At 63.9% G+C, this 20,932-nt stretch carries 12 protein-coding genes and 1 pseudogene; 5 read left to right on the top strand and 8 right to left on the bottom strand.

Features of this window, described 5'->3' with window-relative positions; translation table 11 throughout:
* Nucleotides 1–85: 85 nt before the first annotated feature.
* Entirely contained in the window at nt 86–367 is a 282-nt protein-coding gene (locus OG462_RS01535; RefSeq protein WP_406053789.1) for a putative quinol monooxygenase, read from the bottom strand.
* 1,107 nt (nt 368–1,474) lie between these two features.
* On the opposite strand from OG462_RS01535, the gene OG462_RS01530 reads away from it, so the two are divergent.
* Together OG462_RS01530 and OG462_RS01525 are read left to right on the top strand one after the other, a co-directional pair.
* Nucleotides 1,475–2,098: a hypothetical protein gene (locus OG462_RS01530; protein WP_406053787.1), complete on the top strand. Its 624-nt coding sequence runs from the start codon at nt 1,475–1,477 to the stop codon at nt 2,096–2,098.
* An 838-nt stretch (nt 2,099–2,936) separates the two neighbouring features.
* Entirely contained in the window at nt 2,937–4,220 is a 1,284-nt protein-coding gene (locus tag OG462_RS01525; RefSeq protein WP_406053785.1) for a PhoH family protein, read from the top strand.
* Between the two features lie 1,487 nt (nt 4,221–5,707).
* On the opposite strand, the gene OG462_RS01520 is transcribed toward OG462_RS01525, so the two are convergent.
* Both OG462_RS01520 and OG462_RS01515 read right to left on the bottom strand, forming a co-directional pair.
* Complete coding sequence (locus tag OG462_RS01520) at nt 5,708–7,303, bottom strand: MFS transporter (RefSeq protein ID WP_406053783.1); 1,596 nt, start codon at nt 7,301–7,303, stop codon at nt 5,708–5,710.
* A gap of 769 nt (nt 7,304–8,072) precedes the next feature.
* A pseudogene (locus OG462_RS01515) lies at nt 8,073–8,523 on the bottom strand (enoyl-CoA hydratase-related protein); the annotation flags it as partial.
* Between the two features lie 286 nt (nt 8,524–8,809).
* On the opposite strand from OG462_RS01515, the gene lanL reads away from it, so the two are divergent.
* The 3 genes from lanL (at nt 8,810) to OG462_RS01500 (ending at nt 16,463) form a co-directional block, all read left to right on the top strand.
* On the top strand, nt 8,810–11,539 hold the full coding sequence (gene lanL, locus OG462_RS01510) for a class IV lanthionine synthetase LanL (protein WP_406053782.1): 2,730 nt from the start codon (nt 8,810–8,812) through the stop codon (nt 11,537–11,539).
* A gap of 712 nt (nt 11,540–12,251) precedes the next feature.
* Complete coding sequence (locus tag OG462_RS01505) at nt 12,252–13,283, top strand: hypothetical protein (RefSeq protein ID WP_406053780.1); 1,032 nt, start codon at nt 12,252–12,254, stop codon at nt 13,281–13,283.
* A 498-nt stretch (nt 13,284–13,781) separates the two neighbouring features.
* Entirely contained in the window at nt 13,782–16,463 is a 2,682-nt protein-coding gene (locus tag OG462_RS01500) for a LuxR C-terminal-related transcriptional regulator (RefSeq protein ID WP_406053778.1), read from the top strand.
* 558 nt (nt 16,464–17,021) lie between these two features.
* On the opposite strand, the gene ssuE is transcribed toward OG462_RS01500, so the two are convergent.
* The 5 genes from ssuE to OG462_RS01475 all read right to left on the bottom strand — a co-directional run bounded on the left by ssuE (nt 17,022) and on the right by OG462_RS01475 (nt 20,658).
* Entirely contained in the window at nt 17,022–17,615 is a 594-nt protein-coding gene (gene ssuE, locus OG462_RS01495; protein WP_406053776.1) for an NADPH-dependent FMN reductase, read from the bottom strand.
* 12 nt (nt 17,616–17,627) lie between these two features.
* Entirely contained in the window at nt 17,628–18,104 is a 477-nt protein-coding gene (ribH, locus tag OG462_RS01490; protein ID WP_406053774.1) for a 6,7-dimethyl-8-ribityllumazine synthase, read from the bottom strand.
* Between the two features lie 45 nt (nt 18,105–18,149).
* Nucleotides 18,150–19,418, bottom strand: coding sequence for a bifunctional 3,4-dihydroxy-2-butanone-4-phosphate synthase/GTP cyclohydrolase II (locus tag OG462_RS01485; RefSeq protein WP_406053772.1), 1,269 nt, complete (start codon nt 19,416–19,418; stop codon nt 18,150–18,152).
* Entirely contained in the window at nt 19,415–20,023 is a 609-nt protein-coding gene (locus tag OG462_RS01480; RefSeq protein ID WP_406053770.1) for a riboflavin synthase, read from the bottom strand. The genes OG462_RS01485 and OG462_RS01480 overlap by 4 nt, the downstream gene beginning before the upstream one ends.
* Nucleotides 20,024–20,166: 143 nt before the next feature.
* Nucleotides 20,167–20,658 carry a riboflavin kinase gene (locus OG462_RS01475; protein ID WP_406053768.1) on the bottom strand — a complete coding sequence of 164 codons (492 nt, stop codon included), beginning with the start codon at nt 20,656–20,658 and terminating at the stop codon, nt 20,167–20,169.
* Nucleotides 20,659–20,932 lie beyond the last annotated feature (274 nt).

The following is a 20,932-nucleotide window of genomic DNA, read 5'->3' as shown; positions in this document are numbered from 1 at the left end:
AATTCATGAGAGTCTTCCGGAGCGACGGCCGCCATAGGACCCATGAGAGTGATCACCGACGGCGGCTACCTGGGTACCTGCGTGGTCAGGGACGGGTAAGGAGGAAGACGTCCGGCTGCTGCTGCTCCCATTCGGCAAAGGGAGTACCTGCCACGACTCGGAAGATCTCGTCGCGGGAGGCCTCGAAGGCGCCTTGTGATTCCCATAGTGCCAGGCCAACAAGGCGGCCGCTGCGCTGGTCGTGCCATACATCGATCTGTACCAGCCCTGGTGCACCCTGTGCGGCTTCCACGACTCGTTGCATCGAGGCGAGCACGTCGTCTCTGTTTTCGGGCCGGGGGTGATGGACGGCGAGCATCACGAACATCAGCGGGTTCCTGCCTTCTCGGGGGAGCGGAGGAAGGGGGCCCGCCCGTAGTCGTAGCACGGAGTCGTGCCATGGCTACGAGTGGGATCCCTATCCCGGTCGGCGCACGCGATGGTCGTCTTGGTGCCTTCAGCGCCGGCTGCTAAGACTTCCAGATCTGGCTCGGGAAAGGGGTCCTGGTCGTCTGGCCGCCGAGCAAACGTCATCCGGCCGGTCTGGAACCTTGCACCGGAATCGGGATCATGGAATTTGGCAACGGATCGGAGGGCGTCTCGCTGCCGTGGGCTGCCGGGGTCGGCAGTGAAGGCCGTCGTTGGCTTGTAAGGTGCCTTGAAGGGGAGTGCTGCTCTCGTTTTCGTGTCCATATGAGTTCCTTTGGTCATGCGCTCGCACGGGCATCCCAGATGCGCGATCCAACTGCCTGAATCCGGCCAAGCCGCAGCTAGCAGTGCCGTCGTGTTCATGACGGCACCGCTATGCGCAGATTTGGGCGTTCTTCGCACGCCGTCCGTGATCATGGGCTACCCGAGGGTGCCTGGGTTGCTGCCGGTGCGCAGTTCGGTTATCCGGCGCAGTACCTGACGGAGACATCAGGGGTCACATCAACAGCATCAACCACGTGGCTGACGGTTAACAAGGGCATTCGGCTGTCGATGCCTCACAGAACAGCTGGCGGATGGTGCGTCGTGAAGCAAATTTCTGACTGCATCCAGTCAGATCCTCGGGCAGAGTTCCCCCCTCCCTTCCTCCCCCTGGCGGCGGCTGGGTGGAACGGGCAGCGGACCTGTCGGCTGCCGGGTCTCTTGATCCAGTCGCATAGGTAGAGGCGGGTTGCCAGCCGGAGGCGGGCTCGTCAGGCAGGAGGCAGGTGAGCAGCAGAAGACGAGCCGTCATCCTTCCGGTCGGTGCGGATCGTCAAGCATTCATCGGGTTGAGCAGGCCCGCCGCCCGGCGAGGCGCGAGCACCTTGTGCCTCGGAACTCCCGTGGATTTTTCCTCCTCTGCGTCTGCCTATGGATTCGGACGGCTCGCGCGTGCGCCAGGCTGCTCGCTTCTGCGGTGTTGCCTCCGCGGGCGCGATGCCCGTCTCGGGGTGATCCTGGATGTATGGGTGACGTTCCCGAGGGGCTTCCGTCGTGGTCGCCCATGTACGCGTCCGTCGGCTCTCTACCCGGCCCCGCCAAAGAAGCGGAGTACACCTATGAGACGCTGTGGAACGGTGCGCGCGTCCTTGTTCATTTGCCCGGTGACGGCACGATGCGACTGATCACGGCCGCCGGTCTGGACGTCACCGCCGACTACCCAGAACTCACCCCGCCGGCCGGACTGCTGCCGCAGATACAAGCAGTGCTCGACGGTGAGATCATCACCCTCGACCACGCGGGACGCCCGTCAGTGCAACGGCTCCAGCAACGCATGAGCCTGCACCACCCACGCGCCGTCGCCTATGCCATGATTGAGCAGCCTGCTCATCTGATGATCTTCGATGTGCTGTTCTTGTGGCAGCCAGTCCTTCATCTGCCTTACACCGCTCGCCGCGCCCTCCTCGACGACCTACCTCTGAAGCACGACCACATTGCGGTGCCTGCCAGCTGGCCTGCCATGGGCGCGGAAGCCCTGGCCCAGGCGCTGCAAGAGGGCTACGACGGCATCATCGCCAAGCGCCTCGGCAGTCCCTACCTGCCCGGCCGCCGCAGCCGGGACTGGATCAAGATCAAAGGTATCGACTGAGCTCGTCTGCCGGCCGTCGCTGCGCTTCTTCCAGCTTGCCGGCGAGCCCTACTCGGCCCTGGGCAGGCGCTGTCAGCAGGCAGGAGTGAGCGTCTCCGCGGGCCTGTCGCCAGCTTTCGCGGTTGCGGTCGACCTGCCGGTGATCACTGCTGACTGCGTCGGCATCGACGAATCTCCTACCCTCCAGGGCCCAGACAGGCAACGGTTCGTCGCTCTCGGCAGTCGTCGGAAAACGCCGGCTCTGGCCGAAGGTACCGGGCGGGCTGGGTCATCCTGGGCACGGCCGCCTGTCTCCTGCAGCCATGGGAAGCGTCGGCCATCGCCGGACCAGGCTGGGGCGGTCGGGACTGTGGCGGTGCTTCTTGCGAAGCCCCCGTCCTTGGCAGCCCTCAAGGAGTGCGGGTCGGTCCACCGGCAGTGCCGCGACGGCTGGCGCTGCCGCCGTCGAGGCAGTGTGCCCCTGGCGCTGGCGCGGAGGAGCCGAGAGACAGGTACCAGGCACGAGCAAGAGGTGCTATTTGCATAAATGGACCTAAATAGGTATCTAGTGCTCAGGTGTAGGGGTGGGCATAGGAGTGGGCTGGAGAAGAGAAGTTGTGATTTGGCGCGTTTCACTACCAGGAGCCGTGATTTCCGTGATCTCATCGCCGCCGCAGATCGCTCCAGCCAAGGGTGGGTGGGGGTGCCCTCAGCCCCTACCCAGGGTCACCTTCGCCTGGTTTCTCGGACCAGGCGAGACGACTGCAGGTGGCGGCAGGAGCGCTCGATGAGGGGTGAAGAAGGAGGGTGCCCGACTGCACCCGACCACCCCCACCGATCGGGGGGACGAGGCAAGCGGGTGTACATCTTCGATACCAGCGTGCTCCTGTCCGACCCAAGGGCAATGACATGCTTTGCTGAGCACGACGTCGTGATTCCCATCACCGTGGTTAACGAACTCGAGTCCAAACGAAACCACCCAGAGCTCGGCTACTTCGCGCGTCAGGCCCTGCGACTACTAGACGAGTTCCGGACCAGATGGGGCCGTCTCGACGAGCCCGTGCCTATCGGAGACTCCGAAGGCACCATCCGTATCGAACTGAACCACAGTTCCCTCTCCCGTCTCCCCGTTGGCTACCGTCTCGACACCAACGACACCCGCATCCTCGCTGTGGCCCTCAACCTTCAGGCCGAGGGGCGCAGCGTCATGGTCGTCTCGAAAGACCTGCCGATGCGGATCAAGGCTGGCTCGATGGGGCTGGCTGCCCAGGAGTACCAGGCAGAGCTCACTGCCCCTACCGGTTGGACCGGCATGGTTGACATGCCGGTTGACGCAGACGAGGTCGACACGCTCTTCGAGCAGGGGGCGATCGACGTGCCCGAAGCAGACGACCTGCCTGTACACACAGGCGTTGTACTCACGTCTCCCCGCGGTCGGGGATTGGGCAGGGTCACCGTCGACGGACGGATCAGATTGGTTCCAGGCGAGCGAAAGGCGTTCGGGCTGCGCGGCCGCAGCGCCGAACAGAGAGTCGCGCTCGATCTACTTCTCGACCAAGAAGTTGGGATTGTCTCCCTGGGGGGCAGCGCAGGCACAGGGAAGTCGGCCTTGGCGCTATCGGCAGGGCTGGAGTCCGTCCTGGAGCGTCAACAGCATCGCAAGGTCATGGTGTTCCGGCCTCTGTACGCCGTGGGTGGGCAAGAACTGGGGTACCTCCCCGGCGGCGAGGCCGACAAGATGGGACCGTGGGCACAGGCCGTCTTCGATACGCTCGGTGCCCTTGCCGCGCCGGAAACGATCGAAGAGATAGTGTCTCGGGGATTGCTTGAGGTATTGCCGCTCACTCACATTCGTGGCCGCTCGCTGCATGATGCATTTGTCATTGTCGATGAAGCCCAGTCGCTTGAACGCAACGTACTTCTCACGGTGCTGTCAAGGATCGGGAAGAACTCGCGAGTGGTTCTCACCCATGACACAGCACAGCGTGACAACCTAAGGGTCGGCAGGTATGACGGCGTCGTTGCCGTTGTCGAGAAACTGAGAGGCCATCCGCTCTTTGCCCATATAACCTTGAATCGTTCTGAGCGCTCCGCGATTGCTGCCCTGGTGACACAGCTGCTCGAGCACGGCGATCTGCACTGATTCACGGCGAGTCACTCCAGAGGAGACCAGACGCGGCCGCGTCCACTTCGGAGCCTTGCGACAAAGGAGGCCAGCCGGGGCCTCCCGGTCCACGTCCGGCCGGCCAATCGGCCTGCTTCCGCATCGACGTGGCGGGGACCCCACGCCCTTTGACAAGCTGTCGAGATGATGAGCCGGCATGGCTGGTTCAGGAGGCCCAGGACAGACGCCACCGTCCATCGCGGCGGATGCGCGGGATTCCGGGACCTCTGATCCTGCCCAGGCGGCGGGTGGGAGTCTCGGTTCGGACACGCACGGCGATTGATTCGCATGTGAGACAGGCGGGTTCGCATAGAGGCGATGGTGTGGCATCGCCCCCGCTGGTCAGCGATGCGCAGCGTATCTCGAGGAGTGATACCCCACGTAACGCGGTGGCACTTCAGCCAGTTGGGCCACGAGACCCGCTCGAGGCTCACTTCACGTTCTCCACGTACTGGTCAAGGCAATCCGGCAGAGAGACTTCCGGTGGACCAGCACACGAATTCCTATCGGAATGGCTCCTGGCGTCGTCGGCGGATGAGCGAGCAGGCGGGGCCAGTGGAGATGGGGAGAGGCACGCTCGACGATCCGCCGGTGGGTATCGAGCCCGGATCGATGTGGGACGCCATGTCGGGCGTGGACGGGTTTCATGCCCAGGGCCCTTGGCGGCCGATGATGCCTTGCGCGGTCGTAGCCCGGTCGCCCGGTACGGGGGCCGTCGTCGCGGTCGGCCGAGGTGCCGCGGGCCGGTGGGACGGCCTGGAGCAGGGGGAAGAACCAGGTAGCGTCGTTGGGGTTTCCGCCAATGGGCGTGAGCGCAGGCGGCATGCCTGAAGCATCCGGTGATCAGGCGGTGCTTGCTGCCTCCTGCCCTGGCCGACGGGGCTTCGTCCCGTCCTGGATCCTCCTTTGACGGCCCTATGCGGGAGCCGTCGACCACTGCGCGCGAGAGAAGTTCGGAACATGCGCCGAGCCGGGCCAGGAGGGTCTCGTGCAGGCGCCCGGCACCTGCCCCTGCGCACGCTTCCCGATCCCTGCCGCGAGCCTTGTGACGACACCCTCGGCCACGGCCTGCCATGGATCGGCCACTCCTCGACCAGACGGCCGCATGCTGCCGGGAAACCGCCGTGAACACCTGATGCGCAAGAGCCGAGCATCCGCTCTCAGCACCCCGAACATAATTCCGAAACGATCGGTAACAACAGCGGCCCGTCCCCACGCCGACATCTGATGCGCGAAGGGATCCGGAAGCGCGACAGCCTGCCAGTCCTCTCCAGAGCAGGTGCTGTCGACGGGGCGTGCTTCTCAGAAGGCTCCGTCGTGCGCCACGGCTTGGTTCCCCTCAAGGAGGGCTGCTCGCCTTCTCGCCAATCCGTTGCGGCCATCCTGAGGCCTTCGACGGCATCAGAGTTGGCCCGTCGTTGCCTGCCGGACACAATCCGAAGCGGACGCTGCGGACTACGCCGGCCCTACACGGCTGCGCCACCAGTCGCGGGGGCGCGGCCATGGCGCATCAGTACAGCGATAATCAGACCGACCGCAGCAGCGGCAGCAGCCACGTAGAGCGCTAGTTCGTAGGCCGAGGCGGTGTAGAGCTGTGGAATTGTCTGGGCGGGACTCGTCGGTTTTCCGGGAATTTCGACGACGAATTTCAGAGGGTTCGCGCTCTGGAAGGCAGTCACGACAGCCGTTCCGATTGACTGGCCAACGGCGTTTGTGACGCCGTACATTCCGGCACTCACTCCCTGTTGCGTCGCCGGGACCGCTTCCACGATAAGGTTCGGGATCGAGGAGTAGAAGCCTCCCAGCCCGATTCCCTGAATCACCGAGATGATGGCGTACTGCCACCAGACGTGATTGAAGAGGGCGAACAGGACCGGAGACACCACCAAAGTGACTGTTGCAATGATAAGAGGCAGCCTCGGTCCCACTTTTCTGGACCAAGCGCCTGCCCCGACCCCGGTGACGCTGAAGGTTCCATAGCCGAAGACTGCTGCATGGGTAGCGAATCCCAAGAGGGTAAGGCCGAGGGCAAAGCTGATGTCTCCGATGACTCCGACATGGATCTGCTCAAGCAGGGACGCAGGCGGTGGAGTAGGGGAACTATTAGACACTTCACTGATGACTCGACCGGTGATCTGATCCTCGGTAGGTGACTGCATCATATAAGGGATGGAGTAAGTCATGACGCCGATAGAGACGGCGGTGATCAGTGAATTGGCGAGCACTAGGGAGAGTTTAGGATTGAAGAGAAGGCGGAGGTCGATGATCGGTTCCGAGACGATGCGTTCTGTGACGACGAATGCGACGAGCAACGCGACGCCTGAGAGCAGCCAGGCCAGTGAGGCTGCATTCGCCCAGCCCCACGTAGCCCCATTGGCCAGGTAAAGGAGGACGAGGGCCACTCCTGATGCCAGGAGGAATGCACCTGCGAAATCGAGGCGCTGCCGGAGCCGAAGCCTGCTCTCCGGAACTACGATCCAGAGAAGTGGAGCCACGATGCCGACAAAGATCAGCATGCTCCAGAACAGCCAGCGCCAACTGTAATGATTGAGGATCCATCCCCCGAGCAGTGGAGCGATGACGGCGGCAAGACCGAACCCACCGGCCACTGAACCGACCGCGAGTGGCACGTATCTGCGTGGGAGGATATCGCGGAAAAGACCGAAGGCGAGAACGGGAGTCGCGTACCCGAGAGCTGCTACACCGCGGCCCACAAGGAAGACGGGCCAAGATGTGGTGATGGCACAGATCAGATTCCCGGCAAAGAATGCTGCTCCAACGATCAGCAATAGGCGACGCTTTCCCCACATGTCGGACATCTTGCCGATGATGGGCGTTGTTGAACCACCAATGAGCAGGAATACGATGAGGATCCAGCTGATGTTCGGACCCGCCTCAGGGAAAGATGGCGCAATCTGCGGGATCGCCGCGAATACCATCGTGAACTGCAAAGGCGCAATCTCGACAAAGGCGATAACTACCGCGATGATGGCAAATACTTGAAATTTGGAAGGATTCTTCAGTCGGCCTTCACTGTCAAGTGGAATCCTCTGAAGCGTCATAGGGGAAATTCTCCTGAGATTGGGTTTGTTTAGGGGATGCAGAAAGGAGGCAGTCGGGTGGGATGGTGACGGGCCGCGGGATCCCATGGGGTTCCGCTCCGGCAATCAGTGTCATCTCGATGAGTGATCGCTGCGGAAACACCGGTGTCGCATTTCTCGCCGCTTATTCGGACGCGAAAAGTTTGCTTCTCACGCCCGCTGCTGGCCTTCCATGCTGCCCGTGACGTATGAATCAAAGGCAGGGTCGAGGGGTGAACACCTCGCCGCCGCTGGCTTGACCGGTGTCGTCCAGGACTATGGTGGCGATGTCCCTGTGCGGCTGATTTACCGCTATGCGGCAGGCGTTCGCAGGTGGCGCGCTTGTGCCCCGGAGCCGCCTACTGCTGCCCCTGAGCCCTGAATCCACAGCCTTGCCTGAGGGGGCTGCAGGGCCGCCGCCCACGTTCTCATCGGGATACGGACACTGGGATTTCTCCTCGAGTCGACTGTTGAAGGGGGTGTGGAGCGAGTGGCTTGCCGCTCGCGGTCGGGACTGCTCGGCGCATCAGCGATGACACGGACCAGGGAACCATCAATCGACGGCAATGACATTTCCGACATACCTCCAGCGGTGTAAATTGCGCGAGTCGTACTCCAGTTCGATGGATGTGCGGTAGCCGGTGGGACTGCCAGGGCCAAGCCCTGTGGATGTGACCGGGGCGCAGCCTCGGCACTGGTGGTGGAGGCGGGGTCGGCCTCTCGGCGTCGAGGTCACGGGGTCGTTTGCGCCAATCCGGGATCGCACCGGCCGGTATGTCCCGGTGGACGACGACCGAGGGGTGTCGGCTTCGGGCAGGCACCAGAATCCACGCTCGGCCCGCATGATGCGGAAGTCGTGCGCGAGGGAGAACATCGCGCCGGCGGCGAAGGTGTGCCCTTGGAGTGCTGCGACGGTGATCACCGGCAGGGTCAGCATCCGGGCGAGGAGTCCGTGGACGGTGTTGACGTAGTCCTGCTGCTGGTCGGGATGGGCGAGAAGCCAGTCGAGGTCCAGGCCGGTCGAGTAGAACTTTCCCGTGGTGCAGGTCATCAGAGCGCGCGGTCCCTTGGCCTTCTCTACCGCGTCGAGCGCGACCTGGACCGAGGCCGTCCAGTCGGGATGGAGGCGGTTCTCGCCGTCCCCTCAGATCGAGAACGAAGACGGGCCGTGCGGTACCAGAGAACGCAGCGGTGCCCCTCACGCCACTGAGGCTGATCCGCCAGGCCGGCTCTTCGCGGCATCCAGACGCGTCGTCTCTGAAGAAGGCTGCTGCGAGCGAGACCGTCCAGCGCAGATGCAATGCCTCTGGGTCCACCCCGTCGCGCACCTGGCATGCAAGGGGGCTTGCTTGCAAGCGGTGGGCCTGGCGAAGAGGGGTGAGTACCGAGTGCTCAAGCAGGTGCGTCCGGATGAGAAGGAGTGTGAGAGGGACGCCTCACCTGAGGAGAGGCGACGGCAGGCCAGACAGAGCGACCAGAGGCAGAGGTATGACAGGCAGTGGTGTTGGCGATCAGAGTTCTGTTTCGACGTCGGCGGATTCGGTTCTGTTGATCGATGTCGCACGTGCGGTGCTGGATCGATGTGGTGGACAGCGGTGGTCTATCAAGCCGAGTGAGGCATGGTGCTATCTGTCTCCACCGGATGGGCATTCGCGCGAGCACGGCTGGAAGCTGCATGTGTCGGCAACGCCCTTGTCGGCGCCGTTGGTACTGGCGCGTGCAGGGGAGGTGCTGGTGAAGGCAGGGTGCGCGTTCAAGTTCGGTACGGACCTGCCTCGGGTGGCGCAGTTGGTTAATCAGTGGTACTCCCGTGGGGGCGGGGGGAAGTTCATCACGGTGTATCCGAAGGACGACGCACAGTTCCGCGAGTTGGCCGAACAGCTGCACGAGGCGACCGCAGGGCTGCCAGGGCCAGGGATCCTGTCGGACAAGCGTCTGCGGCCGGGAAGTCTCGTCTACTACCGCTACGGTGAGATCAGTGGCAGCGGCCAGCGTTTCTTCAACGACGACGGCACGTTCGAGCGGCGCATGGTGGGGCCGGACGGTACGGCTGTCGAGGACGAGCGCAACGCGTGGTTCTCGCCGCCGGCGTGGGCGACCTCGCCGTTTCCCGACGAAGAGGTGGAGACCCCGCAGACGCCAGCATCAGTGCTTTTGGGCGACCGGTATCGGGTGCTGAAGGCGATCCGGCATGCGAACAAGGGCGGCGTCTACCGGGCAGTCGACGAGCGAGACGGTTCGGACGTGGTGATCAAGCAGGCGCGCGCCCATGTCAGCTCCGAACTCGATGGCACGGACGTGCGCGACCGACTCCGTCAGGAGGCCCGGATGCTGCAGGAATTGCAGCCTCTCGACGTCGCCCCCGCCTGTCTGGAGCTCATGCAGCTGGAGGATGACCTGTTCCTGGTCCAGGAACAGGTCCCCGGCCAGACCATGGAGAAGTGGGCCCAGGGAAACGGCGGCGCATCGAGGCTGTCCCGTGCTGAGGCCCTGGAGACTGCAACACGCCTCGTGGGTCTGGTGGAGAAGATCCACCAGGGGGGGTACGTGATCCGAGACCTGAAGACCAGCAACCTCATGATGCTCCCGGACGGCGACCTGCGGATCATCGACGTCGAATACGTGACCCGTATCGACACCGTGTGCCGCCCCATCGGCACGCCACACTTCATGGCCCCGGAACTGGCGAAGAAGGACGAGGCATCCAAGGTCGCCACGGCGGCCACCGACTGTTACAGCCTGGGTGCCACTCTCTTCCATGCCATCACCGGACTCTCGCCCTCCTGGCTGGCACGCAAGAGCGACGCGACCCGGCAGGAGATTGAGGAGACCCTTGCTCAAATCGTCGGTTCCTATCCTGCTCTGCCCGACTTCGCCGACCTGATCCTCAACCTGACCGAGCCGGACCCGGAGCAGCGCTGGACACTGCCTCAGGCCCGCGAACGACTCACCGCTCTCGCCGTTGGTGACAGCACCCTGGCCGCACTCACCCTGCGCCGGCCTGTACTCACCGACGAGCGTCTCGACACCATCATCGACGAACAGGTCCGCCTGCTGCAGACCTCTATGACCCCGCAAGCCGAACAGCTGTGGAAGCAGACCGAGGGCGACCGGGACGATTGCGCACTGTGGCAGGGTGCCGCTGGTGGGCTGTCCGCACTCACTCAAGCAGCTGCCCACGGCCACGGCGACGACACACTGCGCGAGGCCCTCACCCAGGCCGCTGCATGGGTAGATCAGAGGCTGTTCGCAATCCCCCGCCTGCTGCCCGGCCTCGCTTTCGGTCGCGCCGGCACCGCCTGGGCACTCCACGATGCCGGCCGCCTGCTGGAGAACCTCGAACTTCAGGCACGTGCCATCGAACTCGCGGAGAAGCTTCCTACCCGATGGCACACCGCGGACGTCACTCACGGCCTGTCCGGCGCCGGCGTAACCCACCTGCATCTGTGGTATACCACGGGCAAGTCCGAACAACTCGACCAAGCGCTGGCATGTGCCGACGCTGTACTTGCCGTAGCCCACCGCGACGGTGACGACTGGTCCTGGCCTATCCCCGAGGGCATCGACTCCGCTCTCGCCGGGCTGGAATCCTACGGATTCGCCCACGGGGTCGCAGGTGTCGGAGACTTCCTGCTAGCCGCCGCACAGGCAGCCGAACAGCACATGCCCGGATCAGGAGACCGCTTCCACCAAGCCGCCCTCGGTGCCGGCGACACTCTGGTCCGTGCTGCACAGATCACCGAGACTGGCGCGTCCTGGCCCCGCAGTACCAAGAAAGACGACTCCGACGCCACCCCGGACACCGAGAGCAGGATGTTCTGGTGCAACGGATCCGGAGGCATCGGCTCCTTCCTCATCCGCCTGTGGTCGGCTACTCGTGAACAACGCTTCGCGGATCTTGCCGAACACGCAGCTGCCGCGATTACTCACAACCCCTGGCCCCACCCCGCCGGTGCCTGCTGTGGCCTTGCCGGCGCAGGCCACTTCCTCCTCGACATGACCCACCACACCGGCCAGGACACCTACTACCAGCAAGCGCGCACCCTGGCCGCAGTCATCGACGCTCAAACCGCTGCCGCCCGCGATCCGCAGCACCCCCAGACTGACTACAGCTATCAGACCGGCACTGCGGGAACCCTCCGCTTCCACCTCCGCCTCCGCCACCACGACCAGCATCCCTGGACACCACCACACGCAGAAATCGCCCCGCTCGGTTAGGCCGTGCTTTTTGGTCGGGGTGCCGGTCCATGCCTCATGCCGTGATGATCACGGTGTGGGCATGGTGATCCTTCTGGTGGGAGTGGTCGGTGCAGGGGTTGTTGCTGCCGATGGTGGGCGCGGACCCGGTGTTCTGTGGCGTCACCTGTCGTGTGGGTGCGGGCCCTGGCAGGCCGTCTACGGGCTGTTCCGCGGGTGGCCAGAGGCAAGGGTAGGGCCCGGCTGATGTTGTTGTTGCAGGTGCAGGCCTATGCGGCAGGGCCGTTCACCTGGGAGACCGATGTCGACTCCACTGTCTGGCGTGCCCACGGCACGCAGCTGGTATCCGCAGGAACGGCGCCGGCAGAGGGGGCCGCCCGGCGGGTCGGGCACGAGCCGGACGACCACGGGCTGTGCAGGTCCCAGGGAGGGTTCACCGTGAAGATCCACTGGCATGCGAACACGTCCAGAAGCCGTTCTCGCTGCTGGTCATGATGGGCCGACGGGGTGACAGTCCGCAGTCCGAGCCGGTCCACGATCCGGGTTGCCAGGCACGGCCAGGGGCCGGCCACGGAGCCGACCCTGCGAGTACATGGGGGCAAGGCGTACTACTGCCGAGCGAACCGCGACTGCCGGTGCAGTTCCGGGATCTGGTGCACGATCCCGGAATTGGCAGCCGGATCCGCCACCCCCAAGTGCCGAGGTCCTGCGGGTGGTCGCCAAGCCTCCTTGCATGCGCGCCGAGCAGAATGCGGCATGGCGGCAGGTAACTCTCTCGCCTGCGGTGCAAATCGGCGTGCTTCCTGATGACATCGGAGTTGCCGATTCGGACGACCGGGCCAGAAAAATATGTAAGTCGAGCGTGGCGTGCCCGCTCGTGAGAGAGGAGGTGGGCAATGCTGCGAGACAGTCACGTCAGGAAGGTGGATGTATGTCGGTCACGTCCGTTTGTTCGAGTGTGAGGGTGCGCCGGTTCAGCGATGAAGACCGGGCGGCGGTGCTTCGGCTCATTGACGAAGACCGGCTGCCAGGCCAACCGGCTGTTAGTCCGACCGTGCTCAGTCATGCTCTGCGAGCAGAGGAAGGGCTTGAAAACGCCGGCTGTGACGTGCTGGTCTCTGCGGACGATGCGGTTCTGGGGGCGGTGTCATATGGTGTGCCTAAGGGCGACGGCGCTGGAGTGCTGCTGTGGTTGCACTGCATGGAGGACGAGCAGGGCCTCGCACAGAATCTGATTGATCACACGCTGACCCAGCTGGGACGGCGGACTGTGCACGCATATGCCGTGTCCACGGCGATGGCACCTGCCGGACTACCGATGCGGAAAAGACCTGGCACTCGGCGTGCCTTGGAGGCGTGTGGTTTCTCCGGGACTGACCGATGGCGGTACCTCCACCACAGCCTGGACACGCTTAGCCCTCGCCTGTATGCGATCGCGGACCTGATCGAGCACGTAGATGGCGGCTGGCAGCTCGATCTGCGGGAGCGGGACGGCACTCGGATCGGTGAGGCTTGTGTCAGTGTCCCGGTCGGCGGCGTAGCTGCCCTGGAGTGGGTCACTCTGGCTCCTGAACGCCGGCGCCTGGGCCACATCCTGCTCGAGCAATGCCTGACAAACCTCTCCGACCGTGGCGTTCGCCATGTCACCACGTGTCTGGACGCTCCCGATTTTGACAAGCCTCACCACGAGGCGGCCATCCACCTCCACGAGGCTGCCGGTTTCACAGTGACCGATCAGCTTCACACGTATATTCGCTGCCCTTGATGCACCCACCGTCAGCGTGCTGAGAACACGCTGACGGTGGCCCGGAGACCGAGGGGGAGAGCCTCGCGGGTTGCTGGGGCGGTCATCTGCTCGGGCTGTGGCTTTGCTGGTGTATTCGGGAGTGCCAGTCTCCGACTGCTTCAGAGCATGCTCGACGAGCGGTACGGGGTGCCACCTCGGCGATCTCCCCGGTCCGGTTGGCGGCAGGCTGCGGTCACCATGGCGGGACACCAGGTCCGAAGGGCGCCGTGTCTGGGCCGACTCGATGGGACTCCGTTTGCCAGAACATACCTGCCGTCTCATGCAGCGCCCGAAGCACAGCAAGCACTAAGTCGGGATCCGTCGGGTCGAAGTGTGCAGCGAGCGATGCGGCAAGGAAGGATCACCGCGTCGGCTCCGCAGTGGCATGAACAGAATCCCCGCTACTCTTGGCCTGTATGGGTGATGCGGCACGACGAGCCAGCTGGTTCCATGCCGTTGCCATTGAGGAGGTGCCAGGTGAGCACTGTCAGCCGGATGCAACGCTGGCCGTTCGTGGGCAGACAAGAGGAGCTTGACGCATTCGCCAAGGCATTGGCGGATGGCCGGGGACGGGGATTCGTGATCTACGGGCCCGCTGGCATCGGCAAGTCAAGATTGGCGGAGGAGTGCCTGGCCCAGGCGGTGCGTGCTGGCTACAAGAGCATGCGCGCGACGGCTAGCGCGGCGGCTGGCACCGTGCCTCTGGGCGCGATTGCACATCTAATTCCCGAAGGTGTCGATCTATCCGACCCGGTGCGCGGCTTCGCCGATGTTGCGGCAGCCTTGATGGGCCCTGGACGAGGCCGCCGCTGGGCCGTATGGGTGGACGACCTCCATCTTCTGGACGCCACCTCTGTCGTGCTGCTGCGACAGCTTATGGACGCAGGTGTGATACGGCTGGTCGCAACTGTCCGTACGGGAGAGCCGGCGAGCGACGCCGTAAACGCACTCTGCCACGGGGATGCCATACAGCGAGTGGACCTTGAAGCGCTGGACCGGAGGAAATGTGCGCGACTGCTGCACGAGGCGCTCGGCGCCCCCGTCGGACGGCGCACCCTGCGCCACCTGCACGAAGGCTCCGGCGGGAACGTGCTCTACCTACACGAGCTCACGCTCGGCGCTGTCGCCTCAGGCAACCTGATTCACGATGGAGAAGTATGGGAGCTCGCCGAGGCTTCGCTGGCGGGCACGCCCAGGCTGACGGAGCTGATCAGCACACGCCTTGCCTCGGCCGGCCAGGCCGGCCGCCCTGTGCTGGAGCTGCTGGCCTCGTGCGAGCCCGTTTCGCTGGCCGATACCGAAGCGGTGGCTTCACTTGAAGTGGTCGCCGACTTGGAGCAGGCCGGGCTGATTCAAATCACGGTGGACCAGCGACGGACCAGAGTGGCCCTTGAACATCCTCTGTACGGAGAAGTGCTGCGGAAGGGGATTCCTGACCCGCAACGGCAGGCATTGATTCGGGAGCATGCCGAGCGGGCGGAGCGCTACGGTGCACGGCGCCACGATGACCCGCTTCACGTTGCTACCTGGCGATTGGCTGCCACGGGTACCGCCGACCCCGGCCTGCTGATCCGAGCCGCAACACTCGGATTTCACACCCACGACTACGCCCAGGTCACCGCACTGCTGGACTCCCTGCCGGAACGGCACCAGACCACCGATACCCGGCTCCTACTGGGCTACGCGCTGATTGAGACCGGCAAGTGGGAATCGGCGGAGCGAATCCTGTCCGATGCCGACGAGCAGGCCGCTGACGAGAAGGAGAAACTGGAAGTCACTCTCGCCCGGATCATGAGCCTGTTCTGGCTGGGCTCGCGCACTCAAGAGACGCTGAAGGTCGTAGAAGGTGCACTCCAACAAGTGACCAGTCAGGCGGGTCGCCGCACGCTTCGCACTATCGAAGGCTACGTGCGCGTCATCTCCGGTGAACCTGCCCGCGGCCTGACCCTGCTCGAAGAACAGCTGGAGCCAGACCCCAGCGAGAGCTATGACCTGAACACATGGCTGCGCGGAGCCCTGGCGAAGACTCTCGCACTGGCAGCGGTCGGTCGCACCACGCAGGCCACGGCTTGGGCGGAGTTTGCCTACGCCACTCACGTGCGCGCCGAGGCCGAGGAACAGCTGGTGCCGCACCCGGCGACGCAGTTGAGCACCACGGCCCTGACGGAGGAAGGAAGGCTTTCCGAAGCACTCACTGTGGGGGAGCAGGCATTCAGCGACCTGATGATTTCTACAGATACAATGATTCCTCGTATCTGGGTCGCCTTCTGCCTGGGCAGGGCCGAATGGCAGTCCGGGCATCCCAGTGCCGCGCGACTGTGGTTCGCCGAGGCTTTCACGCCGGCCCGAAAGGCCAACCACATCAATGCCCTGCGCCTGATCTCGTCCTACGTGGCGGCGACGGCTGCCGAGCTCGGTGACCTCGGCGCTGCCCGATCAGCCCTTGCCGAGCTTGAGCAGTACCCGGTCAGGGGGTATCTGCGTGGAGAAGAGCGGTTGGGGGAAGCGTGGCTTCTTGCAGCGCAGGGCCAAGAGAGCAGAGCCCGAAGGGTACTGCTGGAGGCTGCCGAAGACGCCCGCACCGCGCAATACCTCACCTCGGAAGTTCTGCTCCTGACGGAGGTCGCTCGCCTGGGGGGTGCAGAAGACGTGGTGGAACGGCTCGTCGAACTCGCACGCACCTGTGACGGAGTCTTCACCCCCGCCAGGTCGCGCTTCGCCCAGGCCATCGCTGCCGACGACGTAGATCAACTTTTGGCCGTGTCGGCCGAACTCGAAGACATCGGTGCGGATCTGCTGGCCGCCGAGGCGGCGGCGACTGCAGCAGCGGCCTTGCGCCGCCGAGGGGAGCCTCGGCGCGCAACCGCGGCAAGCAACCGGGCCGCCGACGCGGCAGCACGCTGCCAGGGCGCGCGCACACCCTTGTTGGCTCTGGCCGAAGCCACTGCCCCATTGACGCAGCGCGAACGTGAGATCGCCGTGCTGGCAGCGGCCGATACCTCAAGCAAGGATATCGCCGAGATGCTGAGTCTTTCCGTACGTACCATCGACAACCACCTGCACCACGTGTACACAAAGCTTGGTGTCACTACCCGGGGTGAGCTCCGCAGGGCACTCGACACTGCCAAAGGCAACGCATCTGGCCTGCAATCGTCCTGACGAGTGACGAGCAGCGTCGTCTTCTTCGTCCACGAAAGTACCGGCTGCGGTAGGTGTTTGGGATGGATCGATCCACGGTGTCACCGAGCTGAAGAGTGCACATCACATCAGGCCAGTGCTTGCCTCTCGCTGGCGGCGTGTGTCAGCAGCTGCAGACATCCGTTCTTGCCGAGACAGAGATACTCGGCCGGGTACGTAGGGGCGTTCAGTAGCGACTGCGGTCAGCCTGCGGATTCACGATGCGCCGGGCAAGCGGCCTGGGGCGCGGTCGAAGGCAAGGTTTTCAGCGTGATCTAGCGAGGAACCCCGGGCCTTCGGGCGTTTGCCGTTCCTCGAGTCGGACTTCACCGAGAGGGTCTGTCCTCGCGCCCTCGAGAGCCGACTCCAGCAGCCGCTTCGTCAGCTGCTGGAGCAGACCGCCCTCACTCGTCGGCTGAAGAAGACCCTCGGCCCGGGCCCGTTCGGGAACCGGCCATCCACGTCCGTCGGCACGGCCCCACCTTCGGACGCCTTGGCCATATTCTTGCTGGTCAAAGGAGCAACCCTCCACGATCAGAGTCACACCGTCTTTTTTGCAGCCCCAATGCGGACAGAGCCGTTCTCTTGACAGGCCCTTGCAGACCCCTGGTTGAGCGTGTGAGCGAACTGATCGACCGCGTGGTTGAGGGCGTCGGCGGCAGGGGGCTCAATGGTGACGGACCCGTCCTCGTGGACGGTGATGTCTTCATCGAGAGTGAAGCGGCCCTGGACTATATGCGCCGCCCCCATGGAGTTGAGGACAGGGCGCAGGGCGTAGTCGATGGCGAGGACATACGCGTTGGAACCGCCGGTGGCCAGGGGCAGAACAATTTTGCCGGCAAGCGCGTGCTGGGGCAGAAGGTCTAGGAGCGTTTTGAGGGCACCGGAGTAGGCCGCTTTGTATATGGGTGTGGCGATGACGATGCCGTCTGTTTGAGCGACGTAGCGTACGGCTGCCGCGATGGCCGGGTGCCGGGTGTCGGCGTGAAAGAGGGCTTGGGGCGGAAGGGCTCGGATGTCCAGGCTGGTGACTTCGTGGCCATGCGCGGCCAATCGGTTGTCCAGCTGCCGTAGCAGGTGGGCGGTGCGGGAGGAGGCGGAGGGGCTTCCACAGACGGACAGGACGGAGGCCATGGGCCCTCGTTTTCAGGTGGGGAGCGAGCGCAGGATGGTGGCGGTGACGGCTGCGGTCGTGACAGCCTCGTACCCTTTGTCTTCGTTCGAGTTTTCGATGCCGGCCCGGTCCAGTGCTTGTTCCTCGGTGTCGCAGGTCAGCACGCCGAAGCCGACCGGGACGCCGGTGTCGATGGAGATTTTGGCCAGGCCCTGGGTGACGCCTTGGCATACGTAGTCAAAGTGTGGGGTGCCGCCCCGGATGACGACCCCGAGAGCGACGACGGCGTCGTAGCCCTGGCCCGCGAGGGCCTTGACCACGACCGGCAACTCGAAGCTGCCAGGCACTCGCAGGATGGTTCGCTCTTGGATCCTGAGCTCGTCCAGGGCCCGCAGGGCGCCACCGACCAGGCCATTCATGACCTTCTCATGCCACTGGGCCGCTACAACTGCGACTCTCAGGCCGGTGCAGCTTTCAACTACGAGTTCGGGTGCGCCGTTGCCGCTCATGGTTTTCCCTTCCGTTCGGGTCTCTGGGGCCAGGCTCTAGGGGTGTCACGGAGCGTCGTGCGCTGATTGGTTGTCGAGCCAGGGCAGTTCGTGGCCCATCCGGTCTCGCTTGGTCTGCAGATAGAAGAGGTTGTGCTCACCGGCCTGGACAGGCATGGGATGGCGCTCTTTGACCTCAAGCCCGTACCTGGACATGGCGGCAGTCTTCTCGGGATTGTTGGTCATCAGACGGATACTGCGTACACCCATGTCGTGGAGGATCTGGGCGCCGGCCGCGTAGTCACGGGCGTCGGCGGGCAGGCCGAGCTCGAGGTTGGCATCCAGGGTGTCTCGGCCTCGTTCCTGGAGTTCGTAGGCGCGGAGCTTGGATGTCAGGCCGATACCGCGGCCTTCGTGCCCGCGCAGATAGATGACCACGCCGCGGCCCTCTTGGGCGACGCGTCGGAGGGAGGCGTGCAGCTGTGCCCCGCAGTCGCAGCGCTGGGAGGCGAAGATGTCCCCGGTGAGGCATTCGGAGTGGACCCGCACGAGTACGTCTTCACCGTTTCCTATCTCGCCTCGGAGTAGGGCAATGTGTTCGACGCCGTCGGTGAGGGAGCGGTAGCCGAAGGCGGTGAAGTCGCCGAACGCGGCCGGGAGTCTGGTCTCCGCTTCCCTGCGGACCGTGGGTTCGCAGCCACGTCGGTAGGCGATCAGGTCCTCGATGGAAATGATCGACAACCCGTGCTTGCGGGCGAAAGGTACTAGCTCAGGCAGCCGTAGCATCCGGCCGTCTTCGCCTGCGATCTCGACGATTGCAGCGGCGGGCTTCAGGCCTGCGAGACGCGCCAGGTCTACGCCTGCTTCCGTGTGTCCTGGACGGACCAGTACGCCGCCATCCTTTGCACGCAAGGGGAAAATGTGCCCCGGGCGCACAAAGTCATCTGCGTTCGTCGTACCGTGAGTCAGCAGTTGCAGTGTGGTGGCCCTGTCGGCGGCGGAGATGCCGGTGGTGACGCCGTACTGTCCGACGGCGTCTACAGAGACCGTGAAGGCTGTACCCATGGACTCCGTGTTGTTGTCGACCATCTGCGGCAGGCCCAGCCGGTCGCATTCGGGCCCCGGCAACGGCGCGCAGATCAGGCCGCGACATTCGCTCATCATGAATGCGACGATCTCGGGAGTGGCCTTTTCTGCAGCGATGATCAGATCGCCCTCGTTCTCGCGGCCCTCGTCGTCGACAACGACGACGGGCCGGCCGGCCGCGATGTCGGATATCGCCTGTCCGATGGGGTCGAGAGTGAGATTCTCGGAGGTGTCCTGGCTCGTGCTCATGTGGTGGGCTCCTGGGGATTGAGGTTGATCAGGCGCTCGATGTGCTTGGCGATTGCATCGACTTCCAGATTGACCAGGTCTCCGGGCTGCTTGAATCCGAGTGTGGTCTCCGCCAGTGTGGTGGGGATGAGACTGATGGTGAAGAAATCCGAAGAGGCATCGACGACTGTGAGACTGACCCCGTCGATGGTGATAGAGCCTTTCGTCACGACGTACCGGGCCAGATTGGCGGGTAGTGAGACCTTGACGATCGTCCAGTTCTCGGAGGGGATGAGATCGAGAACTGTGCCGATTCCGTCAACGTGCCCTTGCACCAGATGTCCGCCGAGCCGCCCCCCCAGAGCTATGGGGCGTTCCAGGTTGACGCGAGAGCCGGCATGGAGCCTGCCGAGTCCTGAGCAGGCAAGCGTCTCGGCCATGACATCGGCGGTAAAAGTGCCCTCTTCCAGGTCCACGACGGTCAGGCAGACACCGTTAACTGCGATGGAATCACCAGCCTTGGCATCTTCCGTAACCAGCGACGCATGCAAGGTGAAGCGGAAGGCGTCGCCAAGGTCGTCCGCGGCGGTAATCTCACCCACTTCTTCAACGATTCCAGTAAACACTACGGCCCCTTAAGCTTGTGAAATACTATGGTGCGACAGATAGGGTCTGGGATCGGCCAAATTCACCGGCGGCAGAATCCTGATTCCCGAACCGGAATGTTGTGCGTTCTGTCACGGGAATGTGACTTGACCGCCATTCGCCTTCACGGTGAATACTTACCTGAATGGTGCGCGTTGCTCTGCAGCCATGCTCGGGCGAGACGCACATCTTCCTCGATCTTGGCAACCAGCGTTGCGGCATCCGGAAACTTGCGCATCTCTCTGAGCCGTGTCCCGAGAATTACGGTGACCTTTCTCCCGTATATCGAAAGATCGGTTCGATCCAGAACGTGCACTTCGACTCTTCGCTCGGCTGCGTCAAAGGTGGAGTTGACCCCAATGGAAATCGCTGCTGGCATGTAATGCTCATCCAGTACGAGCCATCCGGCATAAACGCCGTCCACCAGTGAGGGGGAACCTGCCTCTAGGGCAATGTTGGCTGTCGGAAATCCGAGAATGCGCCCTAGTTTGTCGCCGTGAACAATCGAACCCGCAACTCGGGTGGCCTCGTCCATGTAGCGCTGCGGCTCGTCCGCCGGAACACCCTCAGCGGGAATGTCTATGGCGTTTCTAAGCTCTGCTCTGTTGCTACTCATTAAATCCTCGGCGGGTCAGAGATAACCACTTGATTACCGAATGGAATGGGTAGAGAAACTGTGCGGCCATGTCGAGGAAGGCTGCATGGAGCGCATATGCCTACTGAATCCAAAAGGCGGCAAATGGGACTGAGTAAAAGATACTCATCATCGCTGTGTAGCCATCGCAGGCCATCAGTCGGCTGCCGGGAGCGGTCGGGCTGGAGGTCTTCGCGCCCTCGCCCGGTTCGGGGCATGTCCGGCCGTGGTGGTGACGTCCGGCCCGGGTCGCGGA

The sequence above is a fragment of the Streptomyces sp. NBC_01077 genome (assembly GCF_045162855.1).
Lineage (GTDB): Bacteria > Actinomycetota > Actinomycetes > Streptomycetales > Streptomycetaceae > Streptomyces.
Note: the sequence above shows the minus strand (reverse complement) of the source record. Positions and strands in the feature narration are given on the sequence as shown.